We start from the raw sequence: 25,852 nt of genomic DNA, 5'->3' as shown, positions 1-25,852 counted from the left end.
CTGTCGCCCACCATCTCGTCGCGGTGACTACTCTCGGGGCATGGACACAGCGCATCTCCCCGACCGGACGGCCCCGCGCGCGAGGGCCGGCGCCGGCCCGGAGGCCGCCGCGCGATGATGGTGCTGCTGACCGCCCCGATCCTGCTGTCGCTGACGCTGCTGGTCTCCGGGCTCGCGAAGCTCGGTGCGCGCCGGGGAACGGTGGACGCGATGACCTCGCTGCGCCTGCCCGGCCGCGGTCTGCATCGCGCCGTCGCGAACGCTCTGCCCGTGCTCGAGATCGTCCTGGCCCTGGTGCTGTGGGTGCCCGTGGTGCCCCTGCAGGTCGCGGTGTCCGCTCTGATCGCGGCCCTGATGATCGTGTACCTGGTGATCATCGCCCGCGCCCTGACCTTCGAGGAGCCGGTGGAATGCTCCTGCTTCGGCTCCCTCGCCTCGCCGACGGTCTCCCGCCGCACCCTGGCCCGCAACCTCGTGCTCGCCCTGCTCGCCCTGCTGACGGTGCCCGCCGCGAGCGCCGGGCTGCTGGCCAGGACGCTCGAGCTGACCCCGCTGGCCCTGGTGGGGCTCGGGATCGCGCTGGGGCTGACGATCGTGCTGACGGTGCTCACGCTCGGCGGTGCCTCGACGGCGACCCCGAATCCCGCCGACGGGGAGGGCGTCCCCGGCCTCCCCTCCGAGGCCGACTCCGCCGAGGACGAGGAGCTGCTGGACTACGAGCGGGACCCGATCCCGGGGGCGGTGCTGCAGCGGCCGGGCGGCCGCCTGATCACGCTGAACCAGCTGACCGCCCAGCAGGCGGCGCTGCTGATCTTCGTCACCGAGGGCTGCGGACCGTGCGAGCGGGTGCTCGACGAGATCCCCGGCTGGCTCGAGACGCTCTCCCCCTCCCTGCAGGTCATACCGGTCTTCTCCCGCCCGCTGGATCAGCTGCGCGAGCGCACCATCGCCCGGGTGGGCGACAGCGCCCTGCACGACCTGCAGTTCGTGGCCCGCTCCGCGCTCGGCGGCCGGGGCGCACCCTCGGCGGTGCTGCTGGGGGCCGACGGGCTGCTCGCGGGCGGGCCGGTCACCGGCGGCGATGCCGTGATCGGATTCGTCGAGGAGATCCAGGAGCAGCTGCGGATCGCCCGCGCCGAGGGCGAGCTGCCGGAGGCGCCATGACGCGGCCCGTCTCCTCGGTGCTGCTGGTGTGCACGGGCAATGTGTGCCGCTCCCCCTTCGCCGAGCTGCTGCTGCGCACCCGCGTCCCGGGGATCACCGTGGCCAGCGCCGGCATCGACGCGCTGGGGGGAGATCCCATGGAGCACCGGATGGCCGAGGAGGCCCGGCGGCGCGGTGCGGACCCGGCGGGCTTCCGGGCGCGGCAGGTGAGGGGCGAGGACCTCGCGGCGGATCTCGTCCTGGTGATGTCCGAGCGCCAGCGCAGCCATCTCCGCGAGGAGGATCCCTCCGTGGTCCGCCGGCTGGGGCTGCTGGGTCACGTCCCCGAGCTGGCGGCGATCGCGGCCCGGCAGGGTCCGGGGCTGGACTCCGGCGCCGTCGACCGGTGGACGCGGCAGGCCCTGCCGCCGGGGCGGGACGTGCCGGACCCCTACCGCCGGCCGCCGGAGGTCGCCGCGGCCACGGCGCGGCGGATCGAGAGCCTCGTGGACCAGCTCGCGGTGCTGCTCACGGCGACCGGGGAGCGCTGACCACCCATCCCCCGCGCACCAGCGCGTCCACGGTGCTGGCCAGCAGCGTGCGACTCTGCGGGTGCGCGCCGAGCTCGGCGGCGACAACGCTCTCGAGCTGGTCCGGATCCAGCCCGCCGGCGTCCCGCAGTCGCTCCCACACCAGCCCGGCCAGTCCGGGCAGGTGGCCGGCGCGGGTGCTGGCGAGGACCAGCACCCCGTTCTCCAGCACGAGCGCCTGGTCGTACGGGGCGGCCGTGAGGGCCCCCGCCGGCTCCGCCGCCGGGCGCGCCGGCCCCGCGGGGAGCTCCTCCCAGTCCTCGTCGTGCGCGGCGGGCGGGTCGGCCAGCAGAGCGGGGAGCTCCTCGGCCTCGCGGTAGCCCACCTGCAGCGCGCCGCCGCTGCGGGTGACGAGCGCGGCGAGGGCGGCCAGGCCTCCGGGGACCCGGCACAGCGAGGAGGTCTGCTCGATGAGGCGCGGCATCGCCTCCCCCAGCGGCAGCCGCCGGACGGTCCCGGTCGCCGTCGGCCCGCGGTCCAGCAGCACGATCCGCTCCGGGGCGTCCGCGGAGACCGTGGGGCGGAGGCCGAGCGCGGCCGGCGCCGCGTCCCGCTTCACGCCGTCCGGCCCGATGCGGGAGACGGGCTTGGGGAATCCGGTGACGGCCCGGGAGGTCGGGTCGATGATCGCGAGCTCGTCGGAGAGGTAGCCACCCCCGTGGCCGAGCACCGCGACCGCCGTGGACTTCCCGGCCCCGCTGGGCCCCACCAGCAGCACCGGACCGAGCTCCTCGTGGTCGACCGCCCCGGCGTGCAGCAGCACCCGCGTGCCGATCAGCGCCTCGATGACCACGCGGGTGATCCGCCCGGACAGCTGGTAGGCGGCCGACGGGCCGGGTGGGATCACCAGCGCGCCCGGGTCCGGCGTGTCCCCCGGGACGCGCACCGCGCGGCGGGCGGTGACCGTCGCCGCGGGATCCGCGCGATGCGCCCAGAGGGCGGCGGCCTCCGCGGCGAGCGCCTCGTGGCCGGGCCCGAAGCTCAGCTCGAGGCCCACCCCGGGGAGCTCGAGCACCAGGGGACGGGGCCGGTGGCCGCCGCTCATGCGCGGCCGCCGTCGGCCTCGACGAGCACCTCGAGGATCCCGGCGGCGCGGAGCTGGGCGAGGAAGTCCCGGATCGACGCGTCCGCCTCCTCGGGCAGGTCGGGGATGTCGGCCGCCAGCGCGTCCACGATCTGCGCGGCGGTCAGGACGGGACGGTCCCCGGGAGCGGGCAGGGGTGCCTCCCGGAGCGCCCCGACGGCGGGGTCCGTCACGGTCAGCGGATCCCTTCCCTCGAGCACGGCGAGCACCATCGCGCCGGCGCCCTCCACGTGCAGGATCGGCCCGTGGGGCACCGCGCCGATCCAGAGGTCGTCCCCGTCGACCTCGCGGACGATGCGGGCGAGGCGGAGGCGCGTCACGGGACGCTCGCCTGGGCGAAGCGCCCGGTCCCGCCGGCGCGGAGCTGCCCGTCGGACGCCGGGACGAAGAGCGCCCTCCCGGCGGGAAGCAGGTGCCGGCTCCTCTCGCTCTCGACCCGGACCTCGCCGGACAGGCCCAGCAGGGTGCGCGGTCCGCCGCCGCGCAGGCGGTGACGCGGCGGGATGCCGGGACGGTCCTCGAGAGTGGTGATCGACAGCTCGAAGTCGTCCACCGGGGCGTAGTAGGCGACGGTGGCGGTGCTCTGGTGCTCGGGCGCCACCCGCAGCGGCGGGGCTGCCGCGACGCTGACGCACTGGAGCATCTCCTCGGCGTCGATGCGCTTGTCCGTCAGCCCGGCGCGCAGCACGTTGTCGCTCGAGGCCATGACCTCCAGCCCCACCCCGTGGAGGTAGGCGTGCAGCGCCCCCGCGGGGACGAACATCGCCTCCCCCGGCTGCAGGGTGACGGGGTTCAGCAGCAGCGCGGCCACCACGCCCGGATCCGCGGGGTGATGGTCGGCGAGCAGGGTGACGATGTGGTCGATGCGCGGGGACGGGGAGGCGCCGGAGTCCCCGCGGGCCCGGCAGGCGGCGACCACCTCGGCGACCGCGCCGGCGGAGGGCCGCATCGAGGAGGAGACCAGGGTGCGGAAGGCGGCGCGCATGCCGTGCGCGGTGGGGTTGTGGACCAGCAGGTGGTGGAGGCGGTCGGTGAGATCCGTGCCCAGCCCCTCGAGCAGCCCGGCCGCGCGCCGGGGCGTGCGGAAGCCGCACAGCGCGGTGAACCGCGTCAGCGCGATGAGCATCTCCGGCTTGTGGTTGTCGTCGCGGTAGTTGCGCAGCGGCGAGTCCAGCGCGAGGCCGGCGGCGTCCTCCGCCGCGAAGGACTCGCGGGCGTGCTCCCGGGTGGGGTGCACCTGCAGGGAGAGCGGCCGCTGCGGGGCGATGACCTTCAGCAGGTACGGCAGGCGGCCCTCGAAGGTGCGCGCCACCGCGTCGCCCAGCAGGGCCCGGGGATCCGCGGCGATCGCCGCGTCGAGACCCTGCCCGGTCTCCAGCGTGGAGGGGGCCAGCGGGTGCGCGCCGTACCAGGCCTCGGCCCAGGGACGGCCGTCGGCCTCGCGGCCCAGGAACGCCGGCAGGGCGGTCTCGGACCCCCAGCCGTAGTGGTGGATCCGGCTATCGAGCTGCCACATGCCGCATCCTTCCTCGCCGTCGGGCCCCGACCAGGGGCGCTCTCCTAGACTCCACCCTATGGACTCCCCCGTGCAGGTGCCGACCGCGGTCCGACTGCGGATGGCCCACGGGTGCCTGCAGCTCCTGGCCGAGGGTGCCGGGCTGCGGATCCTGCATCTCAAGGGCGTCGCCCTGGACCCGCGGCTCGCCGCGGGGCGCGGCGGCTCGAGCGACTGCGACCTGCTGGTGGCCCCCGACCAGGTGGAGGAGCTGCGGGAGGTGCTGGCTGCGCACGGCTGGGAGCAGATCACCACCTTCGATCGCGGCAGCGTGTTCGGTCACGCGGCGGCCTTCCACCACCCCCGCTGGGGGACGGCCGACGTCCACCGCGCGTTCCCGGGCGTGGACCGCTCGCCGGAGACCACCTTCGCGCGGCTGTGGCGGGCGCGGGAGGAGCGGGTGCTGGGCGGCGTCCCCTGCCCGGTGCCGGACCTGCTGGGCCAGCGCCTGCTGCTCCTGGTCCACGCCGCCCGGGATCGCTCGGCGCGCGCGGCGCACGACGTCCGCGAGTCCTGGACCCGGGCCGACGCCGCCGAGCGGGCGCGGCTGGAGGACCTCGCCGGCGAGCTCGGAGGGACGGTGCCGCTGGCGCTCGTCGCGGGCCGGCCCGAGCGCGCCCGCGGCGGTCCGGACGAGCATCTGTGGCGCGCGCTGCACGCCGGTGCCCCGCCGCGGCAGGTGTGGCGAGCCCGCTGGCGCGACGCCCGCTCGCCGCGGGCGCGGGTGCGGATCCTCGCGGAGGCCGCGGCGGTCAATCGCGATCATCTGAGCCTCCGCCTGGGCCGGACGCCGACCCGTCGAGAGCTCCGCCGGGAGTGGTTCGCGCGCTGGGGCCGGCTGCTGCGGCCCTGAGCGCGCGCCGCCGCACCCCGAGGCCCAGCGCCACCCCGATCGCGGCCCCCGCGGTGTTCGCGGCGACGTCGCCGAGGGACGCCTCCCGCGAGCCCAGGGTGCCCTGGTGGAGCTCCACCGCCGCGGACAGCGCCGCCCCCAGCACCACCCACCACCAGCGGGGCACCAGCAGGGCGAGGGCGGCGAAGAAGGGGACGAACAGCAGCACGTTCGCGACCACCGCGAACTGCTCCGGCGTGATCGCGCCGCGCAGGCCGAGCGTTCCCGCGACCGCGTTCCAGACCAGCACGTTGGCACGGTTGACGGACCAGCCGTCGGCCGTCAGCAGCAGGGCACCGGCCGCGATCGGCATCCCCACCAGCACCACGGCGGCGAGCACGGTCAGCGGCCACGGCAGGCGCTCGGCGCGCTCCGAGGGTCGAGGCGCCATCCTCAGTACGCCCCGGAGGCGGCCAGGACGGCGCGGACGGTACGCAGCAGGATCTGGAGGTCCCGGAGGAAGGACCAGTTGTCGACGTAGTAGAGATCCAGGCGGACGGTGTCCTCCCAGGCCAGGTCGCTGCGCCCGGAGACCTGCCACAGGCCCGTGATGCCGGGGCGCACGCTGAGCCGGCGCCGGGCGTCCTCGTCGTACCGCGCCGCCTCACGGGGCAGGGCGGGGCGCGGTCCCACCAGGCTCATGTCGCCGCGCAGCACGTTCCACAGCTGCGGCAGCTCGTCGAGGGAGTAGCGGCGCAGGAACCGTCCGGGGCGGGTGATGCGCGGGTCGTCGCGCATCTTGAACATGACGTCGTTGCCGCGGTCCTGGACGGCCCGCTCGACCAGCTCCACGGACTCCGCCTCCGCGTCGGTCACCATGGAGCGGAACTTCAGGAACTCGAAGGGGCGCTCGTCACGGCCGATCCGCTGCTGACGGAAGATCACGGGGCCGCCGTCGTGGAGCCGGATGCGCAGGGCGATGGCGGCGAGCACCGGGGCGAGCAGGACCAGGGCGAGCGCCGAGGCGACGAGATCGAAGGCCCGCTTCGTCCAGCGCAGCGCCCCGCGGGAGCGGGGCAGGTCCATGTGGACCAGCGGCAGCCCGGCGACGGGACGCATCTCCACCCGATCCGCGGAGATCTCGGTGAGCGCGGGCACCACGATCACGTGGACGTCCTCCTGCTCGAGCTTCCAGGCGGTGCGGCGGAACTCCTCCGCGCTGGCGGAGGCGCCGGCGGTGAACAGCAGCACCGCCGGCCGCACCTCCGCCGCGATCCGCAGCAGCTCCTCCTCGGTGCCCAGCACGGGGATCCCGTCCGCGGTCTCCGTGGCCCCGCTGCCCGGTGGGGTCACCGCGCCGATGACGTCGTAGCCCAGCCAGCGCTCGCGGTGCAGGGTCCGGGCGATGCCCTCCACGGAGGCGAGGGACCCGATCGCGATCACGCCCTCGCGCAGATGCCCGCGCAGCCGGGCGGCGCCGAGGGACCGCCGCAGCAGCAGGCGGACCCCCAGCAGCAGTGGGGGCCCCAGCAGGAAGAAGGCGAGGAAGAAGGCACGGGAGAGCTCGATGTCCACGAGGTACACGACGGTGCCCACGATGCCCGCCGCCGCGACGGAGGCGTGCAGCAGGTTGCTGTAGAGCTCGGTGCCGGCAGGCAGCAGGCGCGGGTTGTATCCGCCCCACAGGTAGATCGCGAGGATCCACCCGATCGCGATGATCCAGGCGGCGTCCAGGACGTAGCCGCTGAGGTCACCGGCGGCGCTCAGGACCGACTGTCGGAAGAGGTAGGCGCCGAGCATGGCCAGCCCGACCGCGAGCATGTCCCCGGCCACCATCGCCGCGACGCCGAGATGCCGCAGTCTCCTGATGCCGATGCCGCCCGCGGGCAGGTCCCGGGGCACGGCGGTCCCGTGCCCGGCCGCGTCCCGGCGGGCCTGCCTCGCTTCCTCTGACAGCGACATCTGCTCCTCGATGGTCGACCCGCGCGTCGCGCGCGGCGGGAGTTCCCGCGCCCGGCCTCGGCGCAGCGGGTGCTGATCACACCGTAGCGTCCGTCGCCGAGCTCCGCCGTCGCGACGGCCTCACCGACGCCACAGATCCGCCGGGAAGCTCTCCCGCAGCGCAGGATCGATCGTCGGGCCGCGTGGGACGCCGCCCAGCGAGAGCGCCTCCTCGACGTCGTGCGCGAGTCGCACCCCGGCACGTCCGGACCCCTCGTAGTAGTCGAGGTATTTCAGGGGCGGCTCCGCCTCCGAGAGGATCCCGCGCGCCGGCACGCCGAGGACCTCGGCGAGGACGAGGGCGTGGAGGCTCGAGCCGATCACCAGCTCGCTGCGGTCGATGGCCTCGATCAGCGTTGCGATGCGCTCCCTCGGGGATCGGCTCCGGACGCCGGGAGGCGGCACCCCGGGACGCCTCTCGTTGAGGTTGTCGATCCACAGGACGCCGCTGCGCTCCCCCGGCGCGGCCGGTCCCGGCGCGCCGCGCCCTCGCAGGGGGCCGAGGTCGAGGAGCAGGGCGGGATCGCCGTAGACGCCCGGATCGGTGCGGCCGTTCTCCGTGAGATACCGACCGGTCAGCGGCCCGCGCACGGCACGCAGGTCGAGGTCCGCCGGCAGCTCGAGGTCCCGGTGCTTGCCGTTCACCCCGGCTCCCCACACCACCGCACCGGGCGGGAGCATGTGCAGCACGGAGCCGACGGCGCCCAGGGGTGCGACGGACGAGCCGTCAGCGGCGCGCAGGCCGCGCGCGCGGACCTGCTGCCGGACGACCTCCGGCCCCAGCAGGTCGCCGACGTTGTCGACGCGCGGCGCCAGCGGCAGGTGCCGCGTCCAGCGGAAGGCGCGGCGCGGCCGCAGCGGGAGGGGCGTGCGAGGGTTCCAGTGCAGGACCTCGACCCCGGCGACGTCCACCGACTGCAGCACCGCGCTCCCCCGTCCGCTGTCCCGGCCTCCGCGCGGGCCGGCCCTCATCCTAGGGATCCCCGGGGCTCCCTCGGCGCCTAGTCTGGACCGGTGACCGCTGTCGATCTCCTCCACGTGCGCGCCGCAGGCCTCGGATGGGGCCCGATCGACGAGCTCGCCACGCTCTGCGCCCGCCTGCTGGGAGCTCGGCTGCTCACCGTCGACGACCGCGGCGAGGTGTCGCTGCCGCGCAAGCTCGCCGGCCGCGCGCCGCGGCGACGGGCACGGCGGCGCGCCCTCCTGGTGCTGGCCCCCAGCCCGGCGCATCTCGCCTACGCCGCGCGGCGCGCGCACTGGATGCCCGGCTATCACCGCACCGCGGCCTGGGTGATCGACTCCTTCTGGACCGATCGCCTCTCGGGGATGGCGGCGCACCGCGGGCACTTCGACCACGTCTTCATCACCGACCCCGAGCTGATCGAGGAATGGTCCGCGCTCACCGGCGCGCCGGTGCACTGGGCGCCGTGGGGCGCCGACACCCTCGCCGCGACCGCTCCGACGGCCGAGCGACCCACGGATCTGGTGCGGATCGGCCGCCAGCCCGCGGCCTGGGCCGACGACGCCGACACCCGTGCCGCGGCCGCGGAGCTCGGCCTGGTCGTCGAGGGGCGACCGCCCCTGGCACGGGATCCGGCGCAGAACCAGGCCGCCGTGCGCCGCGCCCTGGGGCGCTCCAAGTTCGCCCTCGCCTTCACCAACCGGGTCTCCCCCGCCCCGTACACCCATCCCACGCGCGAGTACCTCACGGGGCGCTGGACCGACGCCCTCGCCCAGGGCGCCACCGTCGCCGGGGTCGCCCCGCCCTCTGCCGCGCAGATCCTCTGGCCCGGGGCGACGGTGGACCTGGACCCCGAGGACCTGAGGGCGGGACTGACGCAGCTGCAGGAGCACGTGGCGGCGTGGCGCCCTGCGACGGCGGCGCGTCACCGCGCCCTGGCGCGCGAGCGGCTGGACTGGCGCCATCGGATCGCGGGGATCGCGGAGGTGCTGGAGGCCGGCCCGTTCCCCGCGCTCGAGGCGGAGCTAGGCCTCCTGGCCGGTCCCGGCGCCTGAAGCAGCCGGGCGTCGGCCCAGCACCGTGCGGACCATGCCGAGCACCTCCCGCAGATCGCGGCGGATCGCCGGGATCAGCGCGAGCAGGCCGAGGACCACCAGGTACGCTCCCGCCGAGGCGAAGAGTCGTCCCGGTCCCGGCGCGTCCATCGCCAGCTGGACGCCGTACCCGGCGACGAAGCTGAGCATGGTCACCACGAACACCCGCAGCGATCCGCGCAGCAGCGGCAGGGTGGGCCGCCCCGTCGCGCGCTGGCAGTACCAGAGCGAGAACGGCCACAGCAGCAGCGGAGCGAGGACGTACACCGCGGCCACCGCGTGGATCCCGAGCGGCACCGCGACGAGGAACATCACGATCCGCACGGCCGCCGAGAGCGCGGTGTAGCGCAGCAGCGCGGCGCTCTTCCCCTCGGACAGGTACAGCCATCCGCCCGCGGCCGCGAGCGAGGAGATCATGTCGCCGAGCGCGAAGATCGTCACGAACGCCGCGACCGCCGTCCACTCGGGGCCCAGCAGGAAGGGCACGAGGTCAGGGGCCACGACCGCGACGGCGGTGGAGAGGATCGCGAGGGGATACAGCATCCCCAGCTGTGCCTTCGCCAGCAGTCGGGCATAGCTCTCCCGGTCCTCCCGGACCTTCGCCAGCGTGCTGAGGGCCGCGTTCGACAGCGGACCGCGCACCTGGTTCATCGGCATCCTCACCAGCTGGATGCCGCGGCTGTAGTGGCCGAGGTCGGCGGCTCCGAAGAACCGGCCGACGAGCACCTGGTCGAGGTTCCCGCTCGCGTAGGTCAGCAGCTGGGACCCGAACAGCGGCAGGCCGAAGCGGAAGAACTCCCGCAGCGGGACACCGCGCCGGAACCGCCGCGGCAGCCAGCCCGCGACGGCCGCCAGCAGGATCAGGGTCAGCGCGCCGCCGAGGACCTGCTGCAGGGCGAGCGCCCAGTACCCCCAGCCGCCGAGCGCGGCGAGCAGCGCGACGCCGAAGGCGGCGAGTGCGGCCACGATCTGCGCGAGGGCCAGCCGCCCGAACCGCATCGAGCGCATGAGGTCCGCCGAGTACTGGGTCGCCATGCCGCTGAGGAGGAACACCGTGGAGTACACGAGGGTCAGCGCCACCAGCCGGGGATCGCCGTAGAACCATGCGAGCAGGGGCGCCAGGGCGCAGACCACGGCGGCGGCTCCGGCGCCGAGAGCCGTGTTGACCCACCAGAGGTTGTCCCGCTGGGCACGGGACAGGGACGGTGCCCGCACCGCGGCGGTCGAGAGTCCCAGGTCCCGCACGAGCTCGGCCGCGCCGACCACCGCGGTGATCATGGCGACCAGGCCGAAGTCCGCCGGGGTGAGCAGTCGCGCGAAGACGATCAGCGAAAGCAGGTTGACCGCGAGCTTCGCAAGCTTCCCGGCCACCCCCAGCAGCGCCCCGCGCCCGCCGCGTGCTCCCAGCCCGTCCGGCGCGAGCTCCTCCTGCGGTGCCTCCGGCTCGGTCACGGCATCCCGCGCAGACCGCGCACGGCCCGCTCGACGAGCACGTCCGCCCGCGCGCGGACCGCCGTCGCCTCGGACGTGAGCAGGTCCTGCTGCTCGGCGAGGGCGAGCAGATCGGCGGGCCGGACGTCGCCGGGGCGCAGATCGATCGTGTGCCGCCACCCCACCTGCTCCAGGAGGGGTGCGAACTTCCGCGAGTAGGCGAGGGCCACCGCCGGGGTCCCGGTCGAGAGCGCGTTGAGGCAGGCGTGCATCCGCGACCCGATGACCAGGCGCGATGCGGCCACCGCTGCGCGGACCTCGGTGAGATCGTCCGGGATCACCGCCTCGCCGGAGACGCGATCGGCGAGCGCGGCGACGACGGCCGCGTCGCTGTCCGTCCCGCGGCCGCTGCCGCGCGCCACGTGTGCCAGCAGCGAGACGGTCCTCCCCTGCGCGGCGAGACCGTCGAGCAGGCCGTGCACCACGTCGCGATAGTGCCGGTGGTCGACGTGGGGGTTCGGGTGCCAGAGGAGTCCGGAGACGTTGAGCAGCACGTCGTGCCGCTGCTCGCGGGGCACCTCGGCGAGCGCGAAGACGACGTCGGTGGAGACCACGTCGGCCGGTCGTCCCAGCGCCCGGGCGGCGTCCGCGCTGGCCGTGTCACGGACCATCAGACCCGTCGCGGCGCGCAGCGAGAGTCTCGCCAGCGCCCGACCACGGCGCGTGCCGAAGGGGCCGACGGTCTGCGGGCCGAGCACGAGGGGGACGCCCCACTGCCGCGCATAGAGGCCCGCCTGCGTCATCTTGGCCAGCTGCTTGAGGGTGTAGATGTCGGTGAAGCTGTCCCCCGCCCGGGTGTCCAGGACGAGGTCGAAGCCACGCAGCCACTCGCGCAGCGGCCGCGGATCGCGGATCCGGGTCCGCAGCAGCGGTCCGGCATGGGAGAGGTTGACCGGCCCGTCGTTCCCGGGCAGATCGGCGCCGCCGGTCGCGTGGAAGCGCACGTCGAGATCCTCGCCGAAGGCCCGGCGCAGCAGTGCCGCGGAGCCGGTCGCGAGAGCGGCGACCCCCAGATTGGGGTGATCGGGCCGGGCCCACAGCACCAGTGCACGCATCGACGCTCTCTCCTCGGGACGGGGCCGCCGGGTGTCCCGGACCGGCGCTCCGCCAGGGTACCGGGGCACCCCGGTCGCGGCGCGGCCTGTACCGTGCACCGGGTGAACAGGACGGGGCAGGACGGGGAGCGCTTCCTGGGTGCCGTGGACGCGGTGGTGCGGGCCCAGATGTGCTCGGGGTGCGGGCTGTGCGCCGCGATGGACCCGCGTCTGCGGATGCGCGAGGTGAACGGCTTCCAGCGCCCGGTCCGCGTCACGGACGAGCCGCTGCCCCCGGCGCGGGACCGCGAGCTCGCGCGGCAGTTCCATGCCGCCTGCCCGGGTGTGCAGGTGCGGGCCCAGCGGCCCGCCGGCTCCCACCGCGATGCGACGCTGGGGCCGGTCCAGGGCCTCTGGGCCGCGCACGCGACGGATCCCGCGACCCGCTTCCGCGGCAGCAGCGGCGGGGTGCTGACCGCGCTGAACACCTTCTTGCTCGCCGAGGGCGAGGCCACGAGCGTGCTCGGAGCCCGGGCCGATGCCGCTGACCCCCGGCGCACGGTGCCGGTGACGATCATGTCCCGCGAGCAGGCGCTGCAGGCGGCGGGGTCCCGCTACGGACCCACCGCGACCCTCTCGGCGCAGGCGGCGCCGCTGCGCGCCGATCAGGCCGTGACCGGGAAGCCCTGCGAGGCCTCGGCGCTGCGGGCGCATGCCCGGGCTGCCGGCACGGACGCCCCCGTGATCCTGAGCTTCTTCTGCGCCGGCACCCCGCAGCAGGGGGCCACGGACGCCCTCGTCGAGGAGCTGGGTCTGCCGGAGGGGGCCCCGTTGGAGGACCTGTGGTACCGCGGTCGCGGCTGGCCGGGAGAGTTCACGGCCGTCGCCCGGGACGGCCGGCGGGTCCGCACGGGCTACAGCGCCTCCTGGGGCGCCGCGCTCGGTCCCACCGTCCAGTGGCGCTGCCGGGTCTGCGCCGACGGTGTGGGCGAGTCCGCCGACATCTCCGCCGGCGACTACTGGGAGCTCGACGCACAGGGCGACCCGGACTTCGCGGAGCGCCCGGGGCGCAGCGTGCTCGTCGCCCGGACCGCCCGGGGACGGGACATCGTCCTGCGCGCCGCGGCCGCCGGCGTGATCGCCCTCGAGCCCGTGAGCGCACGCTCCGCGGTCGCGCGGCAGCCGTACCAGAGCGCCCGCCGCCGCCTGCTCCTCGGCCGCCTCCTGGGCACCCGCCTGCTGGTGGGACGCGTCCCGTCCTACCGCGGCTTCGGCCTGCTGGGATCGGCGCTGCGCGCCCCGCGGGCGACCTGGCGGGAGCTGCGGGGGACGATCACCCGGATCCGCGACCGCCGGCGCCGCGGCTTCCGCAGCTGAGCGCGAGGAGCTCAGCGGGGCCGGGCGTCCTCGACCACCTGGTGCAGCTGCGCGATGAACCGCTCCTCGGAGAACGCCTGGACGTGGCCCCGGATCGCGGCGGCATCCCAGGTCGCGCGTCGGTTCTGCGCGACGCCGTCACGGATCGCGGCGGCGGTCGGCGCCGCGAAGAACAGCCCGTTCACGCCCTCGCTGACGGTATCGAGGTACCCGCCGGCCCGCAGCGCGAGGGTCGGGACGCCGTGCGCACCGGCCTCGAGCGGGGTGAGCCCGAAGTCCTCGTGGCTGGCGGCGACGAGGGCGCGCGCATGGCCGTAGGCCCAGCGCATCTGGGCGTCGTCGAGCCCCTCGACCAGGCGCACGTTCGGTCCGGCCAGGGTGCGCAGCCGCTCCCTTTCGGGCCCGCGGCCCACCACCAGCAGGCGCTCCTCGGGCAGGTCGCGGAAGGCCTCGATGACACGGTCCACGTGCTTGTAGGGCTGCAGGCGGGAGACCACCAGGTGGTGGCCGCCGTCGGTGCCGTCGGACCCCGCCCAGCCGGCGAGGGCGGGGATCGGTGCCTGCGGCCCGTGGGCGAGATCGGGGCTGAACGGGGGGAACAGGGTGGGCGCGTCGATCCCGTAGACCTGCTCGATCCGCTCGCGCACCACCGTCGAGTTCGCGAGGTACTGCTGGGCGGTGGCGGCCGCCCGGCGGTCCCAACGCCGCAGGGAGGGTCCCAGCACGGCGAGCGCGAGGCGCTGCGGGGAGAGCGGCCCGGCCTCGCCGAGGTAGTCGTCCGGGAGGTACAGCCAGCGTGCCGGGGAATGGCAGTAGACGATCTTCCGCCCGGTGGTGGGGACGGCGTGGGCCCAGCCGGAGGAGGAGGCGAGGACCACGTCCGCCTCGATCCGCATCCGCGAGGCGGCGGCGGCGAGCAGGGGCAGGGCGAGCCGCGGATCGCGCCGGAAGGGACCGATCCGCTGCAGCGGGCTGGTGCGGATCGTGCGGTCCCCGAACTCCGGGTAGGTCTGCTCGGGGGCGTGGACGAGGGTGTGGATCTCCGCCTCCGGGAAGGCGCGGGCCAGGGAGAGCACCACCCGCTCGGCCCCGCCGCGCTGGGTGAGGTAGTCGTGGGCGATCGCGATGCGGGGCTCTCTCATCCGTCCGCCCCGTCCCGCGCGGCGGCGCGGTCACCGGCGATCCCGGCGCCCTCGACGGCGAGCGCCACGAGCTTGCGGCCGACGGGCCGCGGCACCCGCGGCAGCAGCGCGTCGGCGGCGCCGCCGAGGCGCGCCGCCGCGTCCGGCGAGCGCATCGCCCGCGCGGCCGCGCCGACCGCGGTGCCCCAGGGTCCCGTCCCCGGGGTGGTCTCCGGCAGCGGGGCGCGGGGGTGGAGGCGGCGGAAGCGGGCGCGGGCCGCGCCCGAGGCATAGGCCCGGCGGGCCCGTTCCCGAGCGGAGCGGGCGGGCCCGTGGTGCTCGGCGACCGCCTCGGCGAGGACCACGAGGTCGATCCCGGCGGCGTGGAGGCGGTACCCGTAGTCGACGTCCTCCCAGCCGTAGCCGCGGTAGCGGGTGTCGTAGGGGCCGATCCGCTCCCAGGTGTCCCGGGTGATCGAGCAGCAGGCCGCCCACAGCCGCCAGCGCTGTGCGGCGGGTCGGCTGAGCGCGTGGGCGAGCGAGCGGGCCGCGGCGTCCTCGCCGTAGGCCCGGGCATAGGGGCTCGGGGTGTGGACGTCCCGGGTGGGCGCCACGACCCCCACCGGCTGCTCCCCCGCGTGGGCTGCGACCTGTGCACGGACCGCGACGGCGGGCAGCACCAGGTCGTCGTCGCAGCGCATGAGCACGCGCCCGCGCGCCTGCGCGAAGCCGGCGTTGAGCGCCCCGGCGCGCCCGCGGTTCTCCGGCAGCGTCAGAATGCGGACCGGGACGCGGTCCTCCGCGGCGAGCAGCGCGCCGGAGCCGTCGTCCTCGCCGTCCAGCACCACGATCACCTCGAACTCCGGCCCGCCCGCCTCCTGCGCGGCGAGGGAGTCGAGCAGGGCGGGAAGGCGCGCCGCGCCCCGGTAGGAGGGCACGACGATGCTCGCCGCCGGGATCATGGCGCCTCTTCGCCGGTGGGTCGGGCGACGGCCGGGGCGCTGCCCAGCAGCGCCGCGACCCGCCCGGAGCCCGCGGCGGGAGAGTACTCGGCCTCCCAGCGGCGGCGGGCCCGCGCCGCGCGCTGCTCGTCCCCCGCGGCGATCTCGGACAGCGCCCGCTCGATCACGGCGGCGAGGTCCGCGGCGTCGTCCCGGCGGGCGATCCATGGGTGCTCGGGCCCGACCACCTCACCGAGCGCCCCCGCATCGGTCACCACGACGGGCACCCCTGCGGCCATCGCCTCGGCGACGACCAGGCCGAAGGATTCCGGGCCCCGCGAGGGGACCACCACCAGGTCGACATCGGCGAGGAAGGCGTCGCGGGCGATCCACCCCGGACGCTCGACGTGCGCGGCGACGGGCGCGAGCGCCGCCGCGAGCGCCGCGTCGTCCCGGGCCCGGCCGAAGCGGTTCTCCCCCGCCAGGACCACGGTGATCCCGCGCTCGGACCGGGCGATGACGGGCGCCATCGCGCGCAGCAGGAGATCCGCCCCCTTCTCCCGGGTGAGGCGGCCCAGGAACCCCACCCGGAGCGGGCCGTCGCCCGCGTCGCGGGGCGCGCGGCGGGGGATCTCCTCCGTCCAGTTCGGCAGCACCCTCGCGCCGGGGACGGCCCGGGCGAGGTCCTCGGAGGGCACCAGGACCCACCGCGCGCCCCGACCGGCGAGACGCGCCGCGGCGGAGCCGGCGCCGGTCGGCCGGCGGTGCAGGTGGACGATGCGCGGTCCGAGCCCGGCGGTCGCCAGGGACGGCAGCAGCCCGTTGCACCACAGGGGGATTCCCCGGTGCCGCAGCCGCCAGGCCAGCAGCGCGGCGGCGTAGCGGCGACGGGACGCTCCGGGCAGCGCGAGGATGCGCAGCCCGCGCGAGCGGGCCTGATCGAGCAGGTCGCCGGGGACGGCCGGGCCGATGACCAGCACCTCGTGGCCCAGCTCCTCGAGGGCCGCGGCGATGCTCAGGAGCATCACCTCGCCGCCGCCGAGGGTGCCCTGATTCGTCGCGATCGCGATCGTCGGCCCGCTCATCCGGACCCTCCCGGCGGGGCCTCCGCGCGCGCCCTGGCGTACAGGGCGAAGGCGATGACCAGCGCCCACTGGATCGTGAACAGCACCTCGCCGAGCCGCCAGGCGCAGATGAGCAGCGCGACCGCCGCGGCCTGGGCGGCGATCTCCCGGCTCCCCAGGGTCCGGGTCAGGGGGCGGAGGGCGACGATCACCGTGATGCCCAGCACCAGGAGCAGCCACGGCCAGCCGCCCTCGACCAGCGCGGTCCAGAAGGAGTTGTGGAAGTACCAGATCCGGCCGGGCTGGTCCTCGAAGACCACGTACGCCTCACCGAGACCGGTGCCGAAGAAGCCGGCCTCCTCGACCTTGAGCTGCGAGGCGGCATCGATCCGGTGGCGGAGCAGGTCCGAGCCCTCCCGGTCGGAGAAGGTCCCGATCCGGGCGTAGTCCTCGGCGAGCAGGCCCACCCCGAAGTAGATGAGGAGCCCCAGGACGATGCGCCCCAGCACCGCCAGACGCGGGGCCGCCACCAGCCACAGCACCCCGGCGGCGAAGGCGGTGATGGAGGTGCGTGATCCCGTCAGCCACACGAGCGCGGCGAAGGTGATCACCAGCGCGACCTTCAGCCACCGCCGATCCACCGCCCCGATCATCAGCACGCCGATCACGGAGTACGTCAGCCCGGCGACGTTCTTGTCCTCGAAGAATCCCGACAGCGCGCCGCCGTAGGTGTCCGGCGCGAGCCCGGCGTAGAACGCGACGGCATTGCCGATCATCGCCGTGCCGAGCCCTGCGAGACCGGAGCGCCAGTCGATGCGGCCGGAGGCGAGCACGAGGATCAGCAGCGAGGTCAGGGCCAGCCGGATCAGCCGCCGCGTCCAGTCCGAGGCGAACTCGCTGGTGTCGGTGAACATCGAGATCATGCCGAGGTAGAACAGCCCGATGGCCAGCGCGGGGACCAGCAGCTCCATCCCCACCGGCCGCACCTGCGGGCGGCGCGTCACCGCCAGCGCGATGATCCCCATCATCGCCACCTGGTTCAGCGGCAGCGGGAGCGAGAACCAGGAGCCCTCCATGATCAGCAGCGCGAAGAGCACGAACTCCGGGAGGCGGAGCGCGCCGACGGTGCGGACGGCCGCGTGGGCGCTCCCGCCGACCCCGCCGGGCGCGGGCGCGCGCAGTCCGTGCGTGCTCACCTCATGACCTCCCCGTAGACCCGCGCGATGCCCTGGCACATCGACGCGACCGATTCTCCCTGCGCCGCCGGGAGCGGTCGAGCCGGCAGCGAGGTGCCCTGGGCCACCATCGCGGCGGCGACGGCCGGCAGGTCCTCGGGGTCCACCAGGCAGCGCGGCGGGAGGATCTCCGGCGTGCCGCCCACGTCGGTGGCGACCGCCCCGAGCCCGTGGGCGACGGCGTCGAGCAGGGTGTAGGAGAGGTTCTCCCAGGCGGAGAGCTGGACCACCACGTCGTGCGCGCGCAGCGCCTGCTCGGGCTCGAGATGGCCGGGCAGGCTCACCCGGTCCTCGAGCTCCAGCGCGGCGCGCAGGTGCCGCAGGGCCGGCTCCTCGGGGCCGGTGCCGGCGAGGGTCAGATGGGCCGCGGGGTGCGCGGCGGCCACCTCCGCGAAGGCGCGCAGCACCCGGTCGATCCGCTTCTCCGGGGCGAGGCGGGACAGGGACAGGATCCGCAGCCCCGCGCGCGGGTCGGGCGCCGGCTCGGGACGGTCCACGCCGTTGCGGACCACGGTGATCCGCTCCCGGCTCCCCCACTGCGCGGCGACCTGCCCGGCGGTGGACGCGCTGACCGCGATGACGCGGTCGGTGCGCCCCAGCCGGGCGCGGTGCGCGGCGGCGAGCGCCCGCTGCTCGAGGGCGCCGGAGCGGTAGAGGCCGCGGACGCCGGAGATGCCGTGCTCGGTGGAGACCACCCGCAGCCGCGCCCCGCGGGCCGACCGCAGGCCGGCCGCCGCGGCGACGCCGGTGAGGTCGGCGAAGGCGAGATGGGTGTGCAGCAGGTCCGCGCGCAGCGCCCGGAGGGTGCGCCGGAGGGCGGACCGCGCGACGGCCGCGCCGTCGGCCGGGGAGACGGGGCCGACGACGACCGGGACGCCGCGCTCGCGCAGGCGCTCGGCGAGAGGGCCGGGCGGGCACAGCACCGCCACCCGCCAGCCGGGCACCCCCGCAGCGGTCGCGTCGAGCACGTGGCGGGCGACGCCGCCGAGCTCCGCGACCGGCACCGCCCACAGCGCGAGCGGCGCCGCGGGCAGGACGGCGGGTGCCGCGGGCGGGCTCAGAACCATTCCTGGAGCCGGTCGAGCGCGGTGAGGAAGCCGGCGCCGCGGTCCACGTGCCCCATCCAGATCTCCGGGATGAACGGGGCCTCGGGGGCGAGGCGGTCCAGGCGCGCGGCGAGATCCGCGAAGTCCACGTCCCCCTCACCGATCTGCACGCCCTCGCCGTCCACGCCCGTGGCGTCCACCAGGTGGAGGTGCTCGATGTGCGGGCCCATCGCCTCGACGTACTCGGAGAGGGGACGGCCCGCGAAGGTCGCGGCGAGCTGCGTGTGGGACACGTCGAAGGTCAGGCGGCGTCCGGTCTGCTCGCAGAACCACACCGTGTCCTCGGGGTCCACGAACAGGTTGTGGTGGTGCTGACCGCCCTTCAGCCAGGGGAAGGGCGGGAGGGTCTGGGCGGTCAGGCGCACCCCCTCCTCGTCGACGCGCTCGAGGCCCTGCTGGACGCGCTCGTACAGCGGGTAGCGCTGCTCGGGGCGCAGGTGCCCCTCGGCGAGGAATCCGCCCAAGGTGACCACCACGATCGGGTCCTGCTCGGTGGTGCAGTGCTCGCGCAGGCGGCGGGCGAGGTCCACCACCCGCTGGACCTCGTGGATCGAGCGCTCCCAGATCGCCGGATCCTCCGCCGCGAGGTCGATGAGGAAGTCCCCCGGGTAGAGGTCCGGGGCGTGGACGGTGTGGAACTGCGGCAGGCGGCGGCCGGTGTCGAGGAAGTCCGCGGGGTCGAGGTCCATGTCCTGCGCGGACTGGTGGAACTCGAGGAAGTCCGGCTCCGCCCCGGAGGCCTCCACCAGGGCGGCGGCGTCGTGGAAGCGCACCGGCAGGCCCCAGGGGCGGCGGAAGCGGTACGCGCGGCGGCGACGGGTGCGCTCCTCGAGGTCGCCGGGATAGAAGAAGTCCCCGGCGGGCACGTCGCGGGTCAGCACCGCGCCCAGCAGCTCGTCGCGCCGGTCCGGCTGCAGGCCGCGGCCGGGGCTCCTGATCTCGACGTCCTCGGGCGCCACCCGGTCCCCGACGTGCAGGGCGCGGGTCGCCACCAGCGAAGGGGCGAGGTTCACCCGGTTCATCCGCTCGCCCGTGGACAGCTCGCGGGGGCCGTCGCCGCCCAGGGCCTCCTCCACCTCCCGGATCTGGCGCACCATGGCGGCCAGCTCCTCGGGCAGCAGAGAGACGGGGTGGTCGTTGCCCTCGAGCGTCCGGTCCACGGTGACGTGCTTCTCGATGATCGAGGCACCGCGGGCCACCGCCGCGATCGGCACGTGCCAGCCGCGCTCGTGCCCGGAGTACCCCACGGGGCAGTCGCCGAGCGCCGCGAGGCGGTCCATCTGGGCGAGGTGGAGGTCCTTGTAGGGCGCCGGGTAGGTGGACTGGGTCTGCAGCAGCGCGAAGCGCGCCTCGTGCTCGCGCAGCACCCGGACGGCGGAGACGATCTCCTGCTCGGTGCTCATCCCGGTGGAGACGATCATCGGCGCGCCGAAGCCGGCCACGTGCGCGAGCAGGTCGTGATGGGTGAGGTCCGCGGAGGCGATCTTGTAGCCCACCAGGCCGTAGCGGTGCAGGGCGTCCGCGCTGGGCAGGTCCCAGGGGGTGCACAGCACGTCGACGCCGCGGGCGGCGCAGTGGTCGAACACCCGGAACATGTCCGGGACCGAGAGCGAGTACTTGGCCAGCAGCGCCATCGTGTACTGGGGGCCGAGGTCCTCGGCGGCGGAGGCAGCGCCGCCGGAGCGGTACAGCGCCCCGAGGTCGCGCAGCTGGAACTTCACGGCGTCCACCCCGGCCTCGACGCAGTGGTCGACCAGCTGCCGCGCGAGCTCCACGTCCCCCTGGTGGTTGTTCCCGATCTCGCCGACGATCAGGGCCGGGTGCCCCGCGCCCACGGTGCGGCGGCCGATGCTCAGCGTGCCGGCCTCGGGGCTCATGCGCCGCCCTCCTCGGTCGCCGCGAGCGTCGCGAGCATGGACTCGGCGCGGGAGACATCGGTGAGGGTGTCGATGTCCACGCCCTCCACCTCGTCGAGCACGAAGAGGTCCGTTCTCCCGCCCAGGCGGTTGCCCAGGGCGCGGTAGACGTGCGGGGCCGTGACGTACAGGGAGCCGTTCTCGAAGTAGCGGCGCTGCTCGGGCCGCAGCTCCTGGCGGCGGGGCCGGGCGGCGACGTCGTAGTCGGCGGCCGCGCTCTCCCCCGGCGCCGCGGGCAGGCGCCACAGGAAGGGCGCGAGGGGCACCACGCCCACCAGGGAGTCCGCCCCGCCCTCCCGGAACTGCGCGATCGCGCGCGCGATGGTCCCGGGACGACGCACCGGGGAGGTGGCCTGCAGCAGCACCACGGCGTCGAGGCGGGCGCCCTCGGCCTCGAGCACGTCCATCGCGTGCAGCACCGTGGGCTCCGTGGGGGCGGTGTCGGTGGCGAGCTCGGCGGGGCGCTCGATGACGCGGGCGCCGTGCTCGCGGGCCACGGCCGCGATCTCCGGATCCTCGGTGGAGACCGTGACCAGCACGTCCTCCGTGCCGCGGGCGGCGAGGGCCTGGGCGATGGTCCAGGCGATCAGCGGCTTGCCGCCGACGGGCAGCAGGTTCTTGCGGGGGATCCCCTTGGAGCCGCCGCGGGCGGGGATCACGGCGAGCACGCTCATGAGGCGCCCTCGAGGATCTGGGCCAGCAGGCGGGCCGGCTCGTCGGGCCGCATGGCAGGAGCGGGCGTCGGATCCCCGCCCCAGCGCCGGAGGTCGTAGCGGTCCCACAGCTCGTGGACCCAGGCCGGGACCGAGGGGCCGTACACGTAGGCCGGCAACCCGCGGACGGCGGCCTCGAGCACCCCGGTGGAGAAGATCCCCACCACCGGGGCGCGCAGGTCCCGCAGCGGCAGCGCGGGATCCGCGAGGGTGATGCCGCGGCGCCGCATCAGCGCATGGGCGGCGCGCGAGAGGGCATCGGTCTCCGCGGGGTGGGGCCGGTACTGCGCCCCCTGCTCGCGGCAGAAGCGGTAGGCGGTGCGGGCGCTGGTCCGGCGCGGCAGCTCGGCGCCGTGCATCTGGCCGAGGAAGACGGGTCCGGCGCCGGGCTCGACGACGGGCCGGCCGTCGTCCTCGGGGCCGGCGGCGTCGTGGGCGGCCTGCCACAGCAGCTGGGAGCCGACGGTGCGGGTGACCACGTCCTCCCGCCCGGAGCGGTAGAACGCGGCGTCGGCGTCGCTCCAGGCCAGCAGCGTGGTGTCCGGCGGCAGCGGGGGTGCGTAGGGGGTCAGGGCCCCGTGCTGGACCACCGCGGCCGCGACGTCGGCCTCGTGCGCCCAGTCGTGCACGCGGCGTCCCACCCGCAGGTGCCAGCCCGCGCTGATCACCGAGGTGATGCCGCGGCCGTCGAGGGTCGCCGGGAGGTCCTCGACGTCCTCGCGCTCCCACTCGGCGCCGGCGAGCTCCGGCGGGGCGAGGCCGGCGGGGGCGAGCACGTCCACGCCGATGCGCAGGTACGGCAGCGCGGTGAGCAGCGCCGCCCGGGAGGTGGGGGTCGCGGTGTCGAGGGCGACCAGCAGGCGGGGCCCCTCCCCCTCCCGCGCGTGGAGGACCAGATCGGCACCGGGCTCCTCGCCGCCGCGCCGCGAGCGCACGGCACCGGCGACCGCCTGCTTCACCTGCCGGGGCCGGTGGCGGGAGTTCTGCCAGTGCTGCCAGCGCTCCAGGCTGCGGGGGTGGATCAGTGCCACAGTGCGTCGACCTCCTCGAGGCGATGATCGAAGGTGTGCTCGGCCAGGGTGCGGGCCCGGCCCGCCTCCCTCATCCTCTCGCCCCAGGCGGGGTCGACGAGGGCACGGCGCGCGAGATCCTCGAGCTCGTCGAGATCGCGGAAGTGGGCCACCTCGGTGCCCACCTCGTAGAACGATGCCACGTCCTCCCGGTCCACGAGCTGCACGCCGCCCATCCCGGGGATCTCGAAGGTGCGCATGGCCAGGCCATTCTGCCGGCCGTGCAGGGAGATCGCCGCCGCTCCCTCGGCGTGGATCTGGTACGCGCGCTCGAGGGGGACCTCGCGGGAGGCGGCGATCGGAGGGCGACGCCAGGAGAAGGTGCGGGCGCGGTCCACCGGGTGCCGGGAGAAGTCCCGGCCCCAGGCATGGACGGGCAGACCGCGCCGGGCGAGCTCCATCAGGGTCGCGGACCGCTCCGGATAGCCGGCGCCGATGAAGACCAGCTCGTCACGGCGCCGTCCGGTGGGCACGGCCCGGTGCGGATCGAAGGCGTTGGGCACGAAGTGGGCGTCCACGCCGCGCGCGCGCAGCGCCGCGGTCTCCGTGCGGGAGTAGTCGACCACCGGCCCCACCGCGCGCAGGAAGTCGTCGGTGTAGTCGTGACGGTGCAGGTCGTCGTAGAGCCAGAGGATCCGCGGCCGTGCCCCCAGCGCCTCCCAGAACCGGGCGTCCAGTCCGTCGCCCTTGATGACGATCACCCGGTCGGGCCGGATCTCGCGCATCTGTGCGAGCAACCGATCGGTCAGGCGCGCCCGCTCCCCCGCCCGGGGGTCGCCCGGAAGGTGCAGACGCTCGGGGAGCTCCACCCGCGCCTTGAGCCACGCCTTCCGGGGCAGGGTGTCGTAGGCGTCGTAGCGGATGGTGCGCACCGTGTAGCCGCGCCGCTCGAGGGCGTCGGCGATGCTCCGCCAGTAGCCGTGGAACGCCGGGGTGACCAGCAGCAGGGTCTCGGTCCGCGCGCTCATCGCGGCAGCTCCGCCCCGGCGCGGTGGATGAGGTGCAGCTCCTCGCGGGCCACGGCCAGGGGGTGCACCTCCCGGCCGGCGGCGCGACGGCCGGTGTTCCACACCAGGTTCGCGCCCGTCGCGGCGGTCATCGCGGCGCGCAGCAGGTGCACGTGGCCGTGCCGGCGGGCGTAGCGCATCCGGGCGCCCACCAGCCAGCGGCGCCGTCGGGCCTCCGAGCCGGCGGAGCCGCCGCCGGCGTGACGGACCGTGAGGTCGGCGTCGAGCAGGGAGGGGATGCCGGCCCGGCGCAGGCGCCGCTGCAGGTCCACCTCCTCGGTGTACATGAAGTACCCCTCGTCGAAGCCGCCGGCGGCGCGCACCGCGGCCAGGGGCAGGAGCAGCACCGCCCCGGAGACCCAGTCCACGGGGATCATCCCCGTGCCGCGCTCGGCGGCGAGATCGTGGCCGACGGCGCGGTGCAGCAGGTCCCGGTGCCGCTGGGAGGCCAGCGGGACGAGCCATTCGACGACCTGGTGGCCGATGGTCGGGAAGCGCCGCGCGGCGTGGCCGGAGGCACCGTCCGCCCCGACGCTGCGACAGCCCACCACCGCCGGCATCCAGGGCGCGGCGTGCTCCACGAGGTCCCGGCAGAGGCCCGGCGGGATCTCGAGGTCCGAGTTCAGCACCAGGGCCAGGTCGATCTCCCCGTCCCCGGCGAGCGCGGCCAGGCCCGTGTTCACGGCGGCCCCGAAGCCGCCGTTGCGCTCGCGGCGCAGCAGCTCGACACCGGCGGGGAGGGCGGGGGCCGGGACCGGCCGCGGGCTCGCGTCGTCGACCACGATCACCCGTGCGGGCGCCCCGTCCTCGTCGCCGCAGAGCATCTCCAGCAGCGGCAGCACCGGGGTGATCCCGCCATGGACCGGGACGATCGCGCCCAGCCGCCGGCGCCTCATCCCTCGCCCTGCGACGGGCCGGCGCGACGTCCGCGTCCGCCGTCGGGGGACGGCCCGCTCCCGGGGCGATCCGTCTCGTGCCCGGTGTGGACCTCGGCGGGGCCGCCGGCGTCGTCCACGTCGACCTCCTCGCCCAGCGCCCGCTCCACCGCCGCCCGGTACTCGGTCGAGGCCCCATAGCCGTAGGCCCCGTAGCCGTAGGCCCCATCGCCGTAGGCCAGGCGGGTGAAGCGGCTGCCGGAGACGCCGTTCATCACGGCGCCGTAGAGCGTCGCGCCCACGCCGCGCAGCGCGTCGACCGCGCGGGAGAGCGCGAGGCGGCGCGTGGCGCCGGCGCGGATCACCAGCAGCGCCCCGTCGGCGTGGCGGGCCAGCAGCTGGGCGTCGGTCACGGCGAGCACCGGCGGGGCGTCGATGAGCAGGAAGTGGGTGCGCGAGAGCTCCTCGACGAGCTCCTGCATCCGCCGCGAGCCCAGCAGCTCCGAGGGGTTCGGCGGCACCTGGCCCGAGGGCAGCAGCGTCAGGTGCGGGATGTCGGTGGGCTGGAGGGCGTCCTCGAGGCTCACCGCCGCGGCGAGCAGCTGGGAGAGGCCCACCTCGCCGTCGACGGCGAACTCGCCGGCGATCATCGGGCGGCGCAGGTCCGCGTCGATGAGGATCGTGGGCTGTCCGGCACGGGCCATGACCCGCGCGAGGTTCGAGGCCACGGTGGTCTTGCCCTCGCCGGGCGCGCTCGAGGTGACCACGATCGAGCGCGGCGGGCTGTCGACGTCGGCGTAGCGCAGGTTGGTGCGCAGCGTGCGGAAGCCCTCGCGGGGGGCGAAGGCCCGCGGCTCCGGGAGCGTGCCGTCCTTGCGCCGCACCAGCTGCTTGTGGTCCGGCAGGGTGCCCAGCAGCGCGGTGTCCGCGGCGGCGGCGACGTCCTGCGCCGTCCGGATCCGGGAGTCGTTGCGATCGCGCATCCAGGCCAGCGCGAGCGCGATGAGCAGGCCTGCCGCGCCGCCGGCGGCGAGGTACTTCATGCGGTCCGGGGAGACCGGACCGCTGGGCACCAGCGCGCTCTGGTACGGCACCAGCTGCACGGGCGGGGTGGCGCCCTCGGTGCCGCCGGTCTCGAGCGAGGCGGCCTCCTCCGCGACGGCGGCCACGGCCGCGTTCGCGATGTCCGAGGCCTCCTGCGGACTCCCCGCCTGCGCGGTGACGGTGATGATCGGGGCGTTGGGGTCCAGGGAGGCCTGGAGGGATCCGGCCACGTCGTCGGGGGCGGCCTCGAGCCCCAGATCGTCCACCACCCGCTGCCCGACCGCGCGGGTGCTGAACAGCGGCAGGTAGCTCTGCGCCTTGGTGTACTGCAGCTCCATGTTGCCGTTCGCCTGGGCGATGGGGTTGCCGTCCTCGTCGCTCTGCCCGGTGGAGGAGACGTAGCCCAGGGCGTCCGCGGCGTAGACCTCCGGCTGGGTGTAGGACAGGCCGTACCCGCCGCCGGCCCCCGCCGCTGTGACCACCACCAGCAGGAGCAGGTGGCGCAGGAGCATCCTGAGGAAGTCTTCGATCGTCACGAAGGGTCACCAATCATGTCGGTCCGAGGGGCTCGCTCATCCTAGGCGAGCGCGGCCGGCCG

The 25,852-nt window shown here is 75.6% G+C and carries 24 protein-coding genes; 5 read left to right on the top strand and 19 right to left on the bottom strand.

Annotation, left to right across the window (positions count from 1 at the left end):
* Positions 1-114 precede the first annotated feature (114 nt).
* Positions 115-1,164 (top strand): MauE/DoxX family redox-associated membrane protein, encoded by a 1,050-nt coding sequence (locus CXH06_RS01005; RefSeq protein WP_114853279.1) that lies wholly within the window; start codon positions 115-117, stop codon positions 1,162-1,164.
* Positions 1,161-1,694: a hypothetical protein gene (locus CXH06_RS01000; protein WP_114853278.1), complete on the top strand. Its 534-nt coding sequence runs from the start codon at positions 1,161-1,163 to the stop codon at positions 1,692-1,694. The genes CXH06_RS01005 and CXH06_RS01000 overlap by 4 nt, the downstream gene beginning before the upstream one ends.
* Here CXH06_RS01000 and CXH06_RS00995 read toward each other — a convergent pair.
* From CXH06_RS00995 to manA, 3 genes are read right to left on the bottom strand one after another with little or no spacing between them, the layout of a single operon-like run.
* Positions 1,672-2,778 (bottom strand): hypothetical protein, encoded by a 1,107-nt coding sequence (locus tag CXH06_RS00995; RefSeq protein WP_198683981.1) that lies wholly within the window; start codon positions 2,776-2,778, stop codon positions 1,672-1,674. The genes CXH06_RS01000 and CXH06_RS00995 overlap by 23 nt on opposite strands.
* The gene (locus CXH06_RS00990) at positions 2,775-3,137 is read right to left on the bottom strand and encodes a PqqD family peptide modification chaperone (RefSeq protein ID WP_114853277.1); all 363 of its coding nucleotides are present in this window, start codon (positions 3,135-3,137) and stop codon (positions 2,775-2,777) included. Before CXH06_RS00990 ends, CXH06_RS00995 begins: the two co-directional genes overlap by 4 nt.
* Positions 3,134-4,333 carry a mannose-6-phosphate isomerase, class I gene (gene manA / locus CXH06_RS00985; RefSeq protein ID WP_114853276.1) on the bottom strand — a complete coding sequence of 400 codons (1,200 nt, stop codon included), beginning with the start codon at positions 4,331-4,333 and terminating at the stop codon, positions 3,134-3,136. The genes CXH06_RS00990 and manA overlap by 4 nt, the downstream gene beginning before the upstream one ends.
* Before the next feature lie 58 nt (positions 4,334-4,391).
* On the opposite strand from manA, the gene CXH06_RS00980 reads away from it, so the two are divergent.
* Complete coding sequence (locus CXH06_RS00980) at positions 4,392-5,225, top strand: nucleotidyltransferase family protein (protein WP_114853275.1); 834 nt, start codon at positions 4,392-4,394, stop codon at positions 5,223-5,225.
* On the opposite strand, the gene CXH06_RS00975 is transcribed toward CXH06_RS00980, so the two are convergent.
* The 3 genes from CXH06_RS00975 to CXH06_RS18265 all read right to left on the bottom strand — a co-directional run bounded on the left by CXH06_RS00975 (position 5,125) and on the right by CXH06_RS18265 (position 8,177).
* A complete protein-coding gene (locus CXH06_RS00975) occupies positions 5,125-5,655 on the bottom strand; it encodes a VanZ family protein (RefSeq protein WP_114853274.1) in 531 nt (176 codons plus the stop codon). The genes CXH06_RS00980 and CXH06_RS00975 overlap by 101 nt on opposite strands.
* Positions 5,656-5,657: 2 nt before the next feature.
* A complete protein-coding gene (locus CXH06_RS00970; RefSeq protein ID WP_114853273.1) occupies positions 5,658-7,166 on the bottom strand; it encodes a sugar transferase in 1,509 nt (502 codons plus the stop codon).
* Between the two features lie 120 nt (positions 7,167-7,286).
* Positions 7,287-8,177 carry a polysaccharide pyruvyl transferase family protein gene (locus CXH06_RS18265; protein WP_198683980.1) on the bottom strand — a complete coding sequence of 297 codons (891 nt, stop codon included), beginning with the start codon at positions 8,175-8,177 and terminating at the stop codon, positions 7,287-7,289.
* A 42-nt stretch (positions 8,178-8,219) separates the two neighbouring features.
* Between CXH06_RS18265 and CXH06_RS00960 the strand changes: the two genes are divergently transcribed.
* Positions 8,220-9,221 carry a glycosyltransferase gene (locus CXH06_RS00960; protein WP_114853272.1) on the top strand — a complete coding sequence of 334 codons (1,002 nt, stop codon included), beginning with the start codon at positions 8,220-8,222 and terminating at the stop codon, positions 9,219-9,221.
* On the opposite strand, the gene CXH06_RS00955 is transcribed toward CXH06_RS00960, so the two are convergent.
* Both CXH06_RS00955 and CXH06_RS00950 read right to left on the bottom strand, forming a co-directional pair.
* Positions 9,192-10,712 carry a lipopolysaccharide biosynthesis protein gene (locus CXH06_RS00955; RefSeq protein WP_157975540.1) on the bottom strand — a complete coding sequence of 507 codons (1,521 nt, stop codon included), beginning with the start codon at positions 10,710-10,712 and terminating at the stop codon, positions 9,192-9,194. The genes CXH06_RS00960 and CXH06_RS00955 overlap by 30 nt on opposite strands.
* On the bottom strand, positions 10,709-11,806 hold the full coding sequence (locus tag CXH06_RS00950; RefSeq protein ID WP_114853270.1) for a polysaccharide pyruvyl transferase family protein: 1,098 nt from the start codon (positions 11,804-11,806) through the stop codon (positions 10,709-10,711). The genes CXH06_RS00955 and CXH06_RS00950 overlap by 4 nt, the downstream gene beginning before the upstream one ends.
* A 102-nt stretch (positions 11,807-11,908) precedes the next feature.
* Here CXH06_RS00950 and CXH06_RS00945 point away from each other — a divergent pair, with 102 nt between their 5' ends.
* Complete coding sequence (locus CXH06_RS00945; RefSeq protein ID WP_198683979.1) at positions 11,909-13,162, top strand: Coenzyme F420 hydrogenase/dehydrogenase, beta subunit C-terminal domain; 1,254 nt, start codon at positions 11,909-11,911, stop codon at positions 13,160-13,162.
* Positions 13,163-13,173: 11 nt separating this feature from the next.
* On the opposite strand, the gene CXH06_RS00940 is transcribed toward CXH06_RS00945, so the two are convergent.
* Genes CXH06_RS00940 through CXH06_RS00890 form a run of 11 tightly spaced genes read right to left on the bottom strand, consistent with a single transcriptional unit; the run spans position 13,174 to position 25,790 of the window.
* The gene (locus tag CXH06_RS00940; protein WP_114853269.1) at positions 13,174-14,304 is read right to left on the bottom strand and encodes a glycosyltransferase; all 1,131 of its coding nucleotides are present in this window, start codon (positions 14,302-14,304) and stop codon (positions 13,174-13,176) included.
* Positions 14,301-15,245 (bottom strand): glycosyltransferase family 2 protein, encoded by a 945-nt coding sequence (locus tag CXH06_RS00935; protein ID WP_114853268.1) that lies wholly within the window; start codon positions 15,243-15,245, stop codon positions 14,301-14,303. Before CXH06_RS00935 ends, CXH06_RS00940 begins: the two co-directional genes overlap by 4 nt.
* Entirely contained in the window at positions 15,242-16,309 is a 1,068-nt protein-coding gene (locus CXH06_RS00930; protein WP_114853267.1) for a glycosyltransferase family 4 protein, read from the bottom strand. Before CXH06_RS00930 ends, CXH06_RS00935 begins: the two co-directional genes overlap by 4 nt.
* Complete coding sequence (locus CXH06_RS00925) at positions 16,306-17,484, bottom strand: ABC transporter permease (RefSeq protein ID WP_114853266.1); 1,179 nt, start codon at positions 17,482-17,484, stop codon at positions 16,306-16,308. Before CXH06_RS00925 ends, CXH06_RS00930 begins: the two co-directional genes overlap by 4 nt.
* Positions 17,481-18,590, bottom strand: coding sequence for a glycosyltransferase family 4 protein (locus CXH06_RS00920; protein WP_114853265.1), 1,110 nt, complete (start codon positions 18,588-18,590; stop codon positions 17,481-17,483). The genes CXH06_RS00925 and CXH06_RS00920 overlap by 4 nt, the downstream gene beginning before the upstream one ends.
* Positions 18,581-20,506, bottom strand: a complete 1,926-nt coding sequence (locus CXH06_RS00915) for an N-acetylneuraminate synthase family protein (protein WP_114853264.1) — start codon at positions 20,504-20,506, stop codon at positions 18,581-18,583. Before CXH06_RS00915 ends, CXH06_RS00920 begins: the two co-directional genes overlap by 10 nt.
* Positions 20,503-21,219 (bottom strand): cytidylyltransferase domain-containing protein, encoded by a 717-nt coding sequence (locus tag CXH06_RS00910; RefSeq protein WP_114853263.1) that lies wholly within the window; start codon positions 21,217-21,219, stop codon positions 20,503-20,505. The genes CXH06_RS00915 and CXH06_RS00910 overlap by 4 nt, the downstream gene beginning before the upstream one ends.
* Positions 21,216-22,289 (bottom strand): hypothetical protein, encoded by a 1,074-nt coding sequence (locus CXH06_RS00905; RefSeq protein ID WP_114853262.1) that lies wholly within the window; start codon positions 22,287-22,289, stop codon positions 21,216-21,218. The genes CXH06_RS00910 and CXH06_RS00905 overlap by 4 nt, the downstream gene beginning before the upstream one ends.
* Positions 22,280-23,296 carry a glycosyltransferase gene (locus CXH06_RS00900; RefSeq protein ID WP_114853261.1) on the bottom strand — a complete coding sequence of 339 codons (1,017 nt, stop codon included), beginning with the start codon at positions 23,294-23,296 and terminating at the stop codon, positions 22,280-22,282. The genes CXH06_RS00905 and CXH06_RS00900 overlap by 10 nt, the downstream gene beginning before the upstream one ends.
* Positions 23,293-24,231 carry a glycosyltransferase family 2 protein gene (locus CXH06_RS00895; protein ID WP_114853260.1) on the bottom strand — a complete coding sequence of 313 codons (939 nt, stop codon included), beginning with the start codon at positions 24,229-24,231 and terminating at the stop codon, positions 23,293-23,295. The genes CXH06_RS00900 and CXH06_RS00895 overlap by 4 nt, the downstream gene beginning before the upstream one ends.
* Positions 24,228-25,790, bottom strand: a complete 1,563-nt coding sequence (locus tag CXH06_RS00890; RefSeq protein WP_114853259.1) for a polysaccharide biosynthesis tyrosine autokinase — start codon at positions 25,788-25,790, stop codon at positions 24,228-24,230. The genes CXH06_RS00895 and CXH06_RS00890 overlap by 4 nt, the downstream gene beginning before the upstream one ends.
* Positions 25,791-25,852 lie beyond the last annotated feature (62 nt).

It is taken from the genome of Brachybacterium sp. YJGR34 (assembly GCF_003347015.1).
Lineage (GTDB): Bacteria > Actinomycetota > Actinomycetes > Actinomycetales > Dermabacteraceae > Brachybacterium.
The sequence above is the reverse complement of the archived record's forward strand: the minus strand, read 5'-3'. Positions and strand labels throughout refer to the sequence as shown.